The following is an 11,640-nucleotide window of genomic DNA, read 5'->3' on the forward strand; positions in this document are numbered from 1 at the left end:
CTCTTCCATCCGCTTGAGGAGGGCGTCGGCGAACACCCGTTTCCGATGCTTCGTTACGAAACCACGTGGGCATGAAGTGCGAAAGCGCCGTGCCTTCCAGCGCGAATTTTCTGATTTAGAGCCATAAACCAACCGACTCTCCTATGGTGGTTGGCATGCAGCTTTGCTACTCCTTCCGGGTAGACCCGACAGTAGGTCAGTGCAAGCGTGCTGCCCGCGTGTTCGGGTGCAAGCGGGCTGTATGGAACGCCGGGTTGGCGTTGATCAAGCCAGTGAAGGAGTCGAACAAAGCCCTCGGTAATCCGCGCAAGCGGCTTGCCGAAGGGCCGTGGAACCGCGTCCCGAAGAACCCGGACCTGTCCAAAATCGTCATTACCGAAGCGAAACGCTCCGGTGCACGGCCATGGCTGGCTGACGCCCCGGTGGGCGTACTGCAGCAGTCGCTGCGCGACCTGGATAAGGCGTGGGCCGAACACGAGAGGTCCAAGGCCGGGATGCGACCGGGCCCGAAGGTCGGAGAGCCGTCATTCAAGTCGAAGTATGGGCGCCAGTCGGCCCGCTTCACCCGCTCCGACCGGTTCAAGATCACCGACGGTCGGCTGCACCTGCCCAAGATTGGCGACCTCAAGGTCACATGGACGCGCACACTGCCGTCCGACCCCACCAGCGTCACCCTGATCAAGGACCCCGCCGGACGGTACTGGGCCAGCTTCGTCATCGAGACCGACTCTGCCGCCGACGTGCTGCCCGAACTCGACGCCGACATCGGTATCGACCTCGGACTCAAGCACTTCGCCGTCCTCGACGGCGGACGCAGGATCGACCACCCCAAATGGCTGCGCCGCGCCGAGAAGAAGCTCAGGAAGGCGCAGCGCGTGTTGTCCCGCAAGGCCGAGGGCAGCCACAACCGGAACAAGGCTTGCGTCAAGGTCGCCCGGCAGCACGCCCACGTGGCGAACGCCCGCCGGGACTGGCAGCACAAGCTCAGCGCCCGACTCGTCGGCGAGAACCAAGCCGTGTACGTCGAAACGCTGGACATCCGCGCCATGGCCAGGACCCACCTGGCCAAGTCCGTCCACGACAGCGGATGGGCACAGTTCGTCAACATGCTGGAGTACAAGGCCGCCCGCGCGGGACGCATGGTGATCGGGGTGGACCGGGACTTCCCCTCCACCCAACTGTGTTCCGACTGCAGACACCGCACCGGACCGCGCGGCCTGCCCGGACTGTCCGTGCGCCGGTGGACCTGTTCGAACTGCGGCACCACCCATGACCGCGACATCAACTCCGGCCGCAACCTGAAGACCGAAGGCCGCCGCATCCGAGCGGCCATGAAAGAGCACCACAGACCGGGGGACGTACCGGCCCCAACCGGGTAACCGAGTTGGGTAAACGCCTGCGGATCGCTGGAAGACCTCTGGTCGGGAATCAGAGGCGCGCGAGCAACCCCCAGTGATGGGGAGGAACCAGGAACCGACCGCCACGCCCGCGCAGCGATGCCGCACGCAGCGTGGCAGGAAATCCCCGGCGCTCACGCCGGGGAGATCGGGAGTCAACAGCTCCTGCTTGCTGCTGAAGTCGTAGATCAGCACCCGTAGGCCGGTGTCGAGCGTGTCGGCCAGCGGACGCAGGCTCAGCCCGGCCAGCCCCTGGGCCTGCACGTAGTCGGTGGCCAGCGCGGGGGCGCTCAGACCGGTTCGAGCCGGCCGGTCATTCCATGCCCACCGTCCCCCTCTTCATGTGTCTCCGGAATATGCCAGTGTATGGAACGGCTGTTATCAACAACGGGGGGAGTCACTATGCGGATCGACGACACATCCATGACCGGCCATGCCCTGACATCCGACCGTGCCCTGGTGCTGGGCCCCGGCGGCTACCTGGGCACCGCCTGGACGGCCGGCCTGGCCGCCGGCCTGCGCGAAGCCAGCGTCGACCTCGCCGAGGCCGACCTGACCGTGGGCACCTCCGCCGGCGCCATGATCGCCGCCGTCCTGACGGCCGGACAGGACCCCGCCCGCCTCGCCACCCCCACCGGCGCCGCCCCCTCCCGGCGCCCCGACCCCGCCCTCACCGGCGCCGTCTTCGCCCTCCTCGGCCAGGGACTGGACCCCGCCGAGGCCCGCCGCCGCGTGGGCCGCCTCGCCCTGGACACCGCCGACCCCGAGGCCGAAGCCGACCTCGTGCGGCGCCGCGCCGCACTGATCGCCACCGACACCTGGCCCGAACAGCGCCTGCTCGTCACCGCCGTGTGCGCGGAGACCGGCGAACCCGCCGTCTGGGACGCCGCCTGCGGCGTGCCCCTGGCCCGCGCCGTCGCCGCCTCCAGCGCCTTCCCCGGCATCGAGGTGCCCGTCACCGTCGACGGCCGCCACCACATCGACGGCGCGCTGCGCGCCGGCACCAACGCCGACCTCGCCGCCGGCGCCCGCACCCTGGTCGTCGTCGACCCGCTCGCCCACCGCCACCCCGGCGCCGGCGCGACGCCCGGCGCCCTCACCCTCGCCCCCGACCCGGACGCCGCCCGCCTCCTGGACACCACCGGCCCCGCCGACCCCGCCACCTGGCAGGCCGCCTACCGCGCCGGCCACACCCAGGCTGACCCCGCCGCCGCCCTCCTGCGCGACACCTGGCGCCCCGTCACGGCACGCTGACCCACTCCACCGCGTACACCGGGGCCAGCCTGGCCCGGTAGAGGTGCAGCAGCAGGACGAAGACCACCAGCATCACCATCGGCATGCCGAGCACGCCCAGCAGCCACAGCAGGAACAGCGGGATCCCGCCCGGGCGGCTGCTGCCGTCCATAACCACGATCAGCCACCACGACGGCAGCACCGACCCCGGTATCGTGACCAGGAAGAACAGGTAGTGCCGCACGATCTCCCAGGCCTTCAGCCGCCCGATCCCCAGGAACGCGTACTGCGTCGTGGTCGTGGTCGTCTTCTGCCCGCCCCTGCCGAACCCGTGCTCGGTCGTCGTCCCGCCCTCGCGCACGTACAGCCGCGCCAGCGGGACGATGCCGACACCCAGCACCGCGAACCAGCGCGTGGCGAAGCAGTTCCCGTCCCGATCCGTGCGACTGAACCCGGCCAGCGAGAACCCGGTGCCGTTACGGCTGCCCAGCTTCATGTGGCGCCGGTCGGTGCCCGTCAGCTTCCGTACGCGTTCGGCCATGAGCGTTCCCCCTTCGTGGTGTGCCGTGTGTGCGCGTCCGATTATCACCAACGCCCCTGACACCCACGGCCGTTGCCCCTCCTCCCGCCCCGGGCGGGGAGGGGGGCGTGCGGTGATCGTCCGCATGCCGAGCCACCTCACCGTCCTCGGCACCTGCGGAGCATGGCCCGAGGCCCACCGCGCCGCCAGCGGCCTCCTCCTCGACCGCGACGGCCACCGCCTCGTCCTCGCCCTCGCCCTCGCCCTCGACCTCGGCTACGGCACCCACCCGCGCCTGGCCGCCCCCGGGGCCGAGCCGGACACCGTCGTCATCACCCACGAACACCTCGACCACTGCGCCGACCTCGGCGCCCTCGCCCGCGCCCGCCACGCCGCCCCCCGCCGAGGCCCGGGCCGCCTTCCCCGGCGGTGAGGTCCTCGCCGCCGAGGAAGGCATGGTGCCGGCGCTCTGACGCGGCCGCGCTAGGCCGGGCGGTCGAACTCCCCGCCGCGCACGGCCGTCACGAAGGCCTGCCAGGCCGAGGACCGGAAACGCAGCACCGGCCCGTGCGGGTCCTTGGAGTCCCGCACGGGCATGACCCCGGTGAACCCGTCGGCGACCTCCACGCAGCCGTTGGAATCGCCGCTGTGAGTGCTCTTGCGCCAGGTGGTCGTACGGTCGTTGTCCATCGCGATAACCCCTCCTGATAGAACACGGTCAACTGGCCACCACGGTACGGGCGCGGCACCCGGCGGCGACACCCGGCCCCGGCCATGTCTGTCAGGGACCCGTCAAGGATCGGTCCGGGACGGCGGATGATCTGTTGCACGTGCCGGGCGGGGAGCGGGGGCCGGCCGTGGGGGCCCGCCGGGCGCACCGGTGGCCCCTTGACGGTGCGCCGGCTCGGGAGGCCGCCCGGTGGCCAGGGCCCGCAGCAGGGCCTCCAGCGTGCGGGCGTCGAGGCGGGCGTCGAGGGTGCGGGCGTCGAGGCAGGCGTCGATGCGGGCGGCCGGGGCGAAGAACGCCGCGCCCGCCCGCTCCACCGCCGCGACGGCCGCGCGGGCCACCTCCGCGCCCCGGCCGGTGACCCGCAGGCGCCGGGTCCTGGCGTCGCGCGGGTCGGCCTCGCGCTCCAGCAGCCCCTTGGCCTCCAAGCTGCGCACCACCTGCGAGACCGTCCGCGCGTCGGTGCCCGCCCGGCGGGCCAGTGCCCGCTGGCTGGGCGCCTCGCCGCGCCCGCCGGGGTGCCACGCGCAGGCCGGCAGCACGAACTGGCCGTGCGTCAGGCCGTACGGCGCCGGCGCCGCCTCCACCGCCCGCCGCCGGCGCAGTACCGCCTGCCACGGCCGGAAGCCCGCGCCGTGCCACGGCCGTCGGCACGTCTCGTGGCACGGGCCTGCGGCCGGGGGGCTCACGCGGGGGCTCACAAGACGGAGCCGCCCGCGTGGGTGAACAGGGCCTCCATCGCCTCGGGGAAGTCCTCGGTGATGGCCGGGCCCAGCTGCGGGCCCATCTCGCCGGCGGCCGGCCCGTCGATCTCCAGGCGGTGCACCACCGTGGTGCCGCCGTCGCCGCGCGGGCTGAGCCGGTGGCTGAAGCGCAGCACCACGCCGGCGAACGCGGTCTCGTCCGCGTAGTGGGCGTTCTCCTCGATCGCGGTGATCACCGAGGTGATCGGGTCCTGGCCGGAGGGCGTCATCGACACCTTCGCGCCGACCTCGAACGGGCCGAGCAGCGTGACCGACTCCATCGAGGTGTCCCACTGCGGCCAGTTGTCGAGGTCCTTGAGCACCGCCCAGACCGCCTCGGGCGCCGCCGTCGTCTCACCGGTGTACTCGTGGCTCCACATGTCGTGCTCTCCCCATCGCTCGAAATGTTCTACGCAGAGATTATCTTCGCGACGACTATCGTGCAAGGGGTCCCCGCCGCCCGCCCGCCGCCCCTCCTCGGTCTCACAGCGCCATCAGCCCCGCCGCCGTCGGCCGGAACCCGCAGCGCTCGTAGAAGGCCCCCAGATGCGGCTCGAAATCCACGTGCAGCCACTGCGCCCCGCGCGCCCGCGCCTCGGCCGCAGCCGCCCGCACCAGCCGCACCCCCAGGCCCCGCCGGCGCTCCTGCGGATGCACCGTGGTGTCCAGGACGAACGCGTGCAGCGCGCCGTCCCCGGCCACGTTCACGAACCCGACCGGCCGCCCGTCCCGGTGCGCCGCGACCCAGGCGAGGCTGCGGGCCGGCACGGGCGCGAAGGACGTGGGCCGGTGGCCGGGCCAGGAGGCGGCGAACAGCTCGTTCAGCGAGGCGTCGCTCAGGTCGGGACGGACGGACAGCGTGATCGTTTCCATGCGGGACAGCATCGCAGCGCCGCCGGCCGGGGGAGGGGCCGGCCTCGAACAACGCGGGCGCGCCACGGCAGTCGGCCGTGGCACTACGGCGCGGGGAAGACCCGCCCGAGGTGGTAGCCCAGCACCGCCGTCGCGTCCTCGGCCGTCCGCTGCCCCAGCAGCACGCTCAGCCCCAGCCCCGCCGACACCGCCAGCAGCACGACCGCCTCCTGGCGCGCGTCCAGCCCCGCCGCCGCCTGGCCGGCCCGCTGCGCGGCGGTCAGCTGGGCGGCCAGGAACGCCTCCATCTCGTTGGGCGCGGCCAGGAACGCCTGCCCGCCCAGCGCCGGATCGGTGACCGACAGCACCGCGTACTCGGTGTACACGAGGTGGAAGGTCCGGCTCTCCTCGTCCGTCGGCACCGCCTCCAGCAGCACCGCCTCCACGACGTCCCGCGGCGCCGGCGCCGCCGATCCCGAACCCGCCGCCCCCGTCCCCGTCCCCGCCGCCACCCGCGCGGCGACCCGCTCGCTCACCCGCTCGCCCATGCGCGCCGCCAGGCGGTGCATCGCGGCCAGCAGCAGCTGCTCCTTGGTGTCGAAGTAGTACTGCACCAGCCGCACCGACACGCCCGCCTCGACGGCGACGGACCGCATGGTGACGGCGTGCAGCCCGCCAGCCGCCGCCGAGCGCAGCAGCGCGTCGACGATGTGGGCGCGCCGCTCCCCGTGATCCACCAGCTTCGGCATCCGGCTCCCTCCGATTTGTTTTATGGTACAAACATACCATCAAGTGCTGCGGCAACGCCCCGAGCAGCGCCGCGCTGCCCGTCAGGAGGGGACCCCATGACCAGGACGGCCGTCGGACACTTCGTCAGCGACGAAGCCCGCACCCGATTCCTCGACGCCTACGACCGCGCCATGCACCTGTGGCCCGCCCCCCGCCGGGAACTCGACGTCGAGACCTCCTACGGCACCGTCCACGTCCACCACCACGGCCCCGGCCCCGGCCCGCAGGACGGCCACGGGGGCCCCGAGGACGGCCGCGACCCGGTCGTCCTGCTCCACGGCCACGCCGGACACCCCTCCAACTGGCACCCCCAGATCGCCGCCCTCGGCGCCCACCACCCCGTCTACGCCCTCGACACCCTCGACGACCCCGGCCGCAGCGTCCAGCACACCGCCGCCCCCGGCTCCCGCGAGAACGCCGCCTGGCTCGGCGAGGTCCTCGCAGGCCTCGGACTCCACCGCGTCCACCTCGTCGGCGTCTCCTACGGCGGCTGGCTCGCCCTCAACCAGGCCATCCACGCCCCCGAACGCCTCGCCACCGTCACCGCCCTCGACCCCGGCGGCATCGAAAAGGTCCCCGCCCGCTTCTACGCCCACATGGCCGCCGGCCTCTTCGGCATGCTCGCCCCCCGCCGCCTGCGCCCCGCCCTCGGCCGCCTCCTGGCCAACCCCGCCCTCGCCGCACCCCCCGAGATGATCGCCCCCCTCATGCTCGGCATGCGCACCTACAAACCCGCCGCCCGCCCCGCCGCCCGCCCCTTCACCGACGACGAACTGCGCTCCCTCACCCTGCCCGCCCTCGTCCTCATCGGCCGCCGCAGCGCCCTGCTGCGCCCGCGCCGCGTCCACGAGCGCGTCACCGCCCTGATCCCGGGCGTGCGGGCCGAGATCGTCGACAAGGCCGGCCACGGCCTCAACCTGGAACGCCCGGAACTCGTCAACGAACGCCTCCTGGACTTCATCGCCGCAACGCCGCCGGCCGCTCTTTAAAGCTCTACTCGCCGGTTCCCGTACACCAGCGCGGCGAGGAGAACGCCAGGTACGTCCTCCGCGACCGCAAGCCGCGCACCCGGCATCCCGACGGAACGTGCGACGAGGCGGAACCGACGTCCGGCCAGGTGGTCGCAGAGCTGCGCGGGCGCTTCCGCCTGCGGCGGCGCCCCGGGCGGCGGACCCGGGGCGCGCGCTCGTGCGTGATCGCCCCCTACGCCTCACCCTCCCCGAACCCGTCGGCCTCCTGCGGCTGTTCCGACTCCTGCGGCTGTTCCGGCTGCTCGGCCTGGTCCCCGGCAGGGGCGACGCGGGGGCTCACACGCCCTGGATCCACCATCTCTTCCTCCTCCATCTGTGCCGCGCCCCTCACGGCGCGGCACGCCTCCTCGGCCGGCATCCCGAACAGCAGGAACTCGGCCCGCCGGCCCCGCTGCCCGACGAACCGGCTCGCGCGCCCCGTCTCCCGGAACCCCGCCCGCCGCAGCATCCGCGCCGACGCGGTGTTGCGCACGTCGCACTCGGCCGCCACCCGCCGCACGCCCCGCGCCCGCAGGTGCGCGGCGACGGCGCCCATCGCCTCGCCGGCGTAGCCGCGGCGCTGGTGCTCGGGCGCCACCGTGATCCCCAGCAGCGCCCACAGGCCGCCGCCGCGGGCCGCCACCGTCCCCACCGCCAGGTCGCCGATCAGCCCCGGGCGCTCCCGCAGCTCGATCGCCCACTGGAAGAACCCGGGCCCCTGCGGCGACTCCGCCCGGTAGCCCGCCACGATCGCCGCCGCCTGCGCCGGGTCGATCGGCGAGCGCCAGCTCTGGAAGCGGGCCACCTCGGGGTCGCTGCGGTAGCGCGCCAGCGCGGGCGCGTCGTCGAGGCGAAAGCGCCTCAGCCGCAGCCGGTCGGTCAGGATCACGGCACCTCCCCGTTCCGGTGGACACCCGGCCGCTCCGGCCGATACCCGCAGTCCACCAGCCGCCCGTCAACGAGGAGTCAATGCCGGGTCGACGGGCCCCGGCCGCGGGTGCGCGGCCCGGGCAGCCGCACCCGGCGCGAGTACACCGGCACGGCACCGGCGGCCGCAGCGGGCTGTGCGAAGCACTCGAGGAGCAAGTCACCGCGCACGTCGTCGAGTTCGCCGGGCGCCTGCGCCAGCAGCGCATCCGCCCACCCGTCGAGGGACGCCTCCCTCAGCGCGGCGTCCGGAACCCGGGCGAACTCCCCGGGACCCACCGCCACCCATCCGGGCCCGCCGTCCGCCCGGAACAGCAGCCGCCACCAGTACGCCTGCCAGTACGGCCGCCTCACCGGGACCCGTCCGCCTCCTGCGCCAGGACGCCCTGGGCCAGGACGCCCTGGGCCAGCGGCGCGAACACCAGGCCCCAGGTGCCCGGCAGATGACGTATCGCCGCCGTCAGGTGGAAACGCACCACCGCCCACTCGTCGGGCCGCGCCTGCGCGCCGAACTCCCGCACCGCCTCCAGGCAGTCGTCGACGAGCTCCGCCAACTCGTCGTCGTCCCCGCCGTCGTCCCCGCCGGCGAACCCGAGCCCGTCCAGCGCCTCCTGCACCTCCGGCGGCGCCGCCCCGAACCAGTCGTCCCACCCGGTCACCGCGCCCAGCAGGTACAGCAGGTAGCCCCCGGCCTCCGGCAGAGCGCCGCCCAACCGCGCCGAGACGACGTCCCGCTGGGCGTCGTCGCAGCCCAGCTCCGTGTGCCCGGCCGCAGCCGCCACCAGGCCCGCCCAGTGGGCCTCGTCGTGCCGGCCACTGGTCTGGCGCATGTGCGCGCTCGCGAAGGCGGCCATCGCCCCGGCGTCGTCGAACAGCGGGGAGAGCACCAGGTCGCTGCGGTAGTCGAAGCCGAAGTAGTAGCGGCGCCCGTCCAGCGTGAGCGATTCGATGCCGCCCACGTGACCGACCCGGCCGTCCAGCGGAGCACACTGCGCGAAGAGTTCCCGTTCCATGGCGGGGACCATAGCGCCCGCCGCCGACACCGCTTCTAGACTGGCCAGATGACGGGGAACGAGGGCTTCGGCGGCACGGCGGGACGGCTTGCGGAGCACGCGCACGACCTCCACGCCGCCGACCGCTTCGCGATCGCCGGCACGCCCGTACCCGAGGACCTCGCCCCGGCGGACCCCGCCGCCGGCACCTGGGTGCCCCACCTCGCCCAGCACACCCTCGCCCTGCCCCCGGCCGGGCGGAGCGAACTGCGCCGCCACCTCGCCGCGCTCCCGCAGCAGGAGCCGGTGCGCCCGCTGCCCGAACCGCGCGCCTACGAGCAGTACCCGCCCGGCCCCGGCGCCGTCCTCATGCGCCTGGCCCGCAACCGCAACCTCAACTGGCTCAACCTGGCCAAGACCCTGTACGTCGTCACCGGCCGCTGCTGGTCCGCCGTCACCTACGGCGGCGTCGGGCGCGGCACCGTGGCGCTCACCCCCGACCTGCTGGCCGACTTCGCCGCCGTGATCGACATCCCCGCCGACCGCCTGGCGGCGCTCACCGGCCTCGAACCGCCCGCCCCCGCGCCGCGCACGGCCACCGCCGGCATCGCCGAACTCCTGTGGGACGCCCGCCGCCTCACCGCAACCCAGCTGCGCCGGGCCACCGACCACGCGCGCGCCCTGCACCGCCCGTAGCCGCCGTAGCCGCCGTAGCCGCCGGGGGCGTCAGGGCCGCGCCGCCCAGTGCTCCTGGGCCTGTGCCCGCACCGCCGCCAGCGCGCGCTCCCGGTCCACCGGCGGCGGCGCGATCCGCCCGCCGCACGCCCGGACGTGCTCCTCGAAGCGGTCGCGCCAGAACTCCACCGTCCAGCCCGGCCACCGCCCCGCCATCTCGTACGCCTGCGCGCACGCACCCAGCGTCCACCACCCGACCCGGCGCCGCGCCGGATCGACGTGGATCCCGGCCTCGGCCCGCACCCGGCACACCCCGAGGTCCCGGCCCCGCGCCACCCGCTCCAGCAGCGCCGGGCCCTCCCGCACGGGATGGTCGCCGCCGCCCGCCACCAGGTGGCAGCGCTGCGAACCGACCGTCACCACCGCCACCATCGGCTCCGGCCCGGCCAATTCCGCGTCGTCCGCGTCGACCAGGAAACCCGGCGACACCCGCCGCTCCCGGTCCCGGACGGCCTCCGGGTCCAGCCCCAGGTACGTCCGCAGGTCCGCCGGGCCGTCGAAGGCCCACCGCACCTCCCACCCCGCCCACGCCTCGCGCAGCAGCTCAAGGGCCGCCGCCCGGTGGACCATCGTGGTGCTCGGCCCCTCCCACGCGAACACCAGCAGCACCCGCCGCCGGTGGTCGACGAGCGCCGCGCCCTGGCACAGCACGTCGTCCGGCCACCAATCGCCGGGCTGGAGGCCGGGCAGCAGCGCGAGCGCCCGCCCGGGCCCGGCGAGCAGCGCGAGGTCGAGCCCCACCGCCCCGAACCGGGACAGGTAGAGCTCGTGCTCGCCGCTCTCACGGACGACGACGATGGTGCAACGGTCGGCCATCCGCCCAGCCTGGCGCGACGCAGTGGCGCGGCGCCACCGGATTCGCAGTCGCGAGGGGCGGGAAACCGGCCCGGCTGCGGCGGGTGCGCACCCCGATCCGCCCTCACCGACCCGGCCGGCGCCGTCTTCGCGCTGCTCACCGCGGCATGGATGAGGGCCTGACTCCGTCCGCCGCGGCGGTGTGCCTCCGCAGCTGCCGGGCCTGTTCGAAGAGGGCGTCGGTGCAGTCGGCCAGTACGCCGCCCAGGAGCAGTTCGGGGGTGTAGAAGGTGTCCGCCCGGGCCGTCACCTCGCGGACGGACAGGTCGATCTGGGGGATGCCTGAGCTGCGGATGGCGTCGACGGAGCTCGCCCAGACGATGCGGCGCAGCCCGGCCCAGATCATCGCGCCGGTGCACATCGGGCAGGGCTCGCCGGTGGTGTAGAGGGTGGTGTCGGCCCAGCCGTCGTTGCCGTGCCGGGCGACGTAGTCGGTGATGGCGGCGGTCTCGCCGTGCAGGAGCGGGCTGGAGGCCTTGGCGTTGACGCCGCGTGCCAGGACCTCGCCGGTGTCGGTGGCGACGATGACCGCGCCGAAGGGGTAGAGGGGGTTGGTGCGGGCGAGGTCGACGGCCAGCCACATGAACCGCTCGTGCTCGCCGTCGCCGCCCGCGGCACGCGGCGGGGCGGCGACCGGGAGCGCGGTGCTGGCCAGGGCCTGCAGGATCCGGCGTCGGGCGACGTCCATGGAGGTCCCCTCCTCGTTGGCGGCGTCCCACGCTAGCGGCGACCGGGGGCAGGGCGTGGGAAGTCGGCCGATCCGACATCCCACGCCCGCGTGGTCGTAGGGTTCCCGTGTGTAGAGGACCACTGTGAGCAACCCAAACGAGAGCAAGCTCTGGCTCAGGGTGGTGCCCTGG

General features: G+C 74.1%; 16 protein-coding genes. 5 read left to right on the forward strand and 11 right to left on the reverse strand.

Annotated elements, in window-relative coordinates:
* The first annotated feature begins 155 nt into the window (after window positions 1-155).
* Both ACFVU9_RS25205 and ACFVU9_RS25210 read left to right on the forward strand, forming a co-directional pair.
* Entirely contained in the window at window positions 156-1,379 is a 1,224-nt protein-coding gene (locus ACFVU9_RS25205; protein WP_387596922.1) for an RNA-guided endonuclease InsQ/TnpB family protein, read from the forward strand.
* 441 nt (window positions 1,380-1,820) lie between these two features.
* On the forward strand, window positions 1,821-2,651 hold the full coding sequence (locus ACFVU9_RS25210) for a patatin-like phospholipase family protein (protein WP_387596925.1): 831 nt from the start codon (window positions 1,821-1,823) through the stop codon (window positions 2,649-2,651).
* Here ACFVU9_RS25210 and ACFVU9_RS25215 read toward each other — a convergent pair.
* Window positions 2,638-3,171: a hypothetical protein gene (locus tag ACFVU9_RS25215; protein ID WP_387596928.1), complete on the reverse strand. Its 534-nt coding sequence runs from the start codon at window positions 3,169-3,171 to the stop codon at window positions 2,638-2,640. The genes ACFVU9_RS25210 and ACFVU9_RS25215 overlap by 14 nt on opposite strands.
* A gap of 112 nt (window positions 3,172-3,283) precedes the next feature.
* On the opposite strand from ACFVU9_RS25215, the gene ACFVU9_RS25220 reads away from it, so the two are divergent.
* Window positions 3,284-3,583, forward strand: a complete 300-nt coding sequence (locus tag ACFVU9_RS25220; RefSeq protein WP_387596931.1) for an MBL fold metallo-hydrolase — start codon at window positions 3,284-3,286, stop codon at window positions 3,581-3,583.
* Between the two features lie 50 nt (window positions 3,584-3,633).
* Here ACFVU9_RS25220 and ACFVU9_RS25225 read toward each other — a convergent pair whose 3' ends face one another.
* The 5 genes from ACFVU9_RS25225 to ACFVU9_RS25245 all read right to left on the reverse strand — a co-directional run bounded on the left by ACFVU9_RS25225 (window position 3,634) and on the right by ACFVU9_RS25245 (window position 6,221).
* Complete coding sequence (locus ACFVU9_RS25225) at window positions 3,634-3,840, reverse strand: DUF397 domain-containing protein (protein WP_359969935.1); 207 nt, start codon at window positions 3,838-3,840, stop codon at window positions 3,634-3,636.
* Window positions 3,841-3,942: 102 nt separating this feature from the next.
* Entirely contained in the window at window positions 3,943-4,566 is a 624-nt protein-coding gene (locus ACFVU9_RS25230) for a MarR family winged helix-turn-helix transcriptional regulator (protein WP_387596934.1), read from the reverse strand.
* Between the two features lie 8 nt (window positions 4,567-4,574).
* Window positions 4,575-5,000, reverse strand: a complete 426-nt coding sequence (locus tag ACFVU9_RS25235; protein ID WP_387596937.1) for an SRPBCC family protein — start codon at window positions 4,998-5,000, stop codon at window positions 4,575-4,577.
* 103 nt (window positions 5,001-5,103) lie between these two features.
* The gene (locus tag ACFVU9_RS25240) at window positions 5,104-5,493 is read right to left on the reverse strand and encodes a GNAT family N-acetyltransferase (RefSeq protein WP_387596940.1); all 390 of its coding nucleotides are present in this window, start codon (window positions 5,491-5,493) and stop codon (window positions 5,104-5,106) included.
* Between the two features lie 83 nt (window positions 5,494-5,576).
* Window positions 5,577-6,221 (reverse strand): TetR/AcrR family transcriptional regulator, encoded by a 645-nt coding sequence (locus ACFVU9_RS25245; RefSeq protein ID WP_387596943.1) that lies wholly within the window; start codon window positions 6,219-6,221, stop codon window positions 5,577-5,579.
* Between the two features lie 96 nt (window positions 6,222-6,317).
* Here ACFVU9_RS25245 and ACFVU9_RS25250 point away from each other — a divergent pair, with 96 nt between their 5' ends.
* Complete coding sequence (locus tag ACFVU9_RS25250) at window positions 6,318-7,250, forward strand: alpha/beta fold hydrolase (RefSeq protein ID WP_387596946.1); 933 nt, start codon at window positions 6,318-6,320, stop codon at window positions 7,248-7,250.
* Between the two features lie 214 nt (window positions 7,251-7,464).
* Here ACFVU9_RS25250 and ACFVU9_RS25255 read toward each other — a convergent pair whose 3' ends face one another.
* The 3 genes from ACFVU9_RS25255 to ACFVU9_RS25265 form a co-directional block, all read right to left on the reverse strand.
* Window positions 7,465-8,160, reverse strand: coding sequence for a GNAT family N-acetyltransferase (locus ACFVU9_RS25255; RefSeq protein ID WP_387596949.1), 696 nt, complete (start codon window positions 8,158-8,160; stop codon window positions 7,465-7,467).
* Window positions 8,161-8,237: 77 nt separating this feature from the next.
* Window positions 8,238-8,552, reverse strand: coding sequence for a hypothetical protein (locus ACFVU9_RS25260; RefSeq protein WP_387596952.1), 315 nt, complete (start codon window positions 8,550-8,552; stop codon window positions 8,238-8,240).
* Window positions 8,549-9,211 (reverse strand): hypothetical protein, encoded by a 663-nt coding sequence (locus ACFVU9_RS25265; RefSeq protein WP_387596955.1) that lies wholly within the window; start codon window positions 9,209-9,211, stop codon window positions 8,549-8,551. The genes ACFVU9_RS25260 and ACFVU9_RS25265 overlap by 4 nt, the downstream gene beginning before the upstream one ends.
* Window positions 9,212-9,259: 48 nt before the next feature.
* On the opposite strand from ACFVU9_RS25265, the gene ACFVU9_RS25270 reads away from it, so the two are divergent.
* Window positions 9,260-9,886 (forward strand): hypothetical protein, encoded by a 627-nt coding sequence (locus ACFVU9_RS25270; RefSeq protein ID WP_387596958.1) that lies wholly within the window; start codon window positions 9,260-9,262, stop codon window positions 9,884-9,886.
* 30 nt (window positions 9,887-9,916) lie between these two features.
* Here ACFVU9_RS25270 and ACFVU9_RS25275 read toward each other — a convergent pair whose 3' ends face one another.
* A complete protein-coding gene (locus tag ACFVU9_RS25275; RefSeq protein ID WP_387596961.1) occupies window positions 9,917-10,741 on the reverse strand; it encodes a hypothetical protein in 825 nt (274 codons plus the stop codon).
* Between the two features lie 136 nt (window positions 10,742-10,877).
* Window positions 10,878-11,468: a nucleoside deaminase gene (locus ACFVU9_RS25280; protein ID WP_387596964.1), complete on the reverse strand. Its 591-nt coding sequence runs from the start codon at window positions 11,466-11,468 to the stop codon at window positions 10,878-10,880.
* Between the last annotated feature and the right edge of the window lie 172 nt (window positions 11,469-11,640).

The organism is Kitasatospora sp. NPDC057936 (genome assembly GCF_042887525.1).
Classification (GTDB): Bacteria; Actinomycetota; Actinomycetes; order Streptomycetales; family Streptomycetaceae; genus Kitasatospora.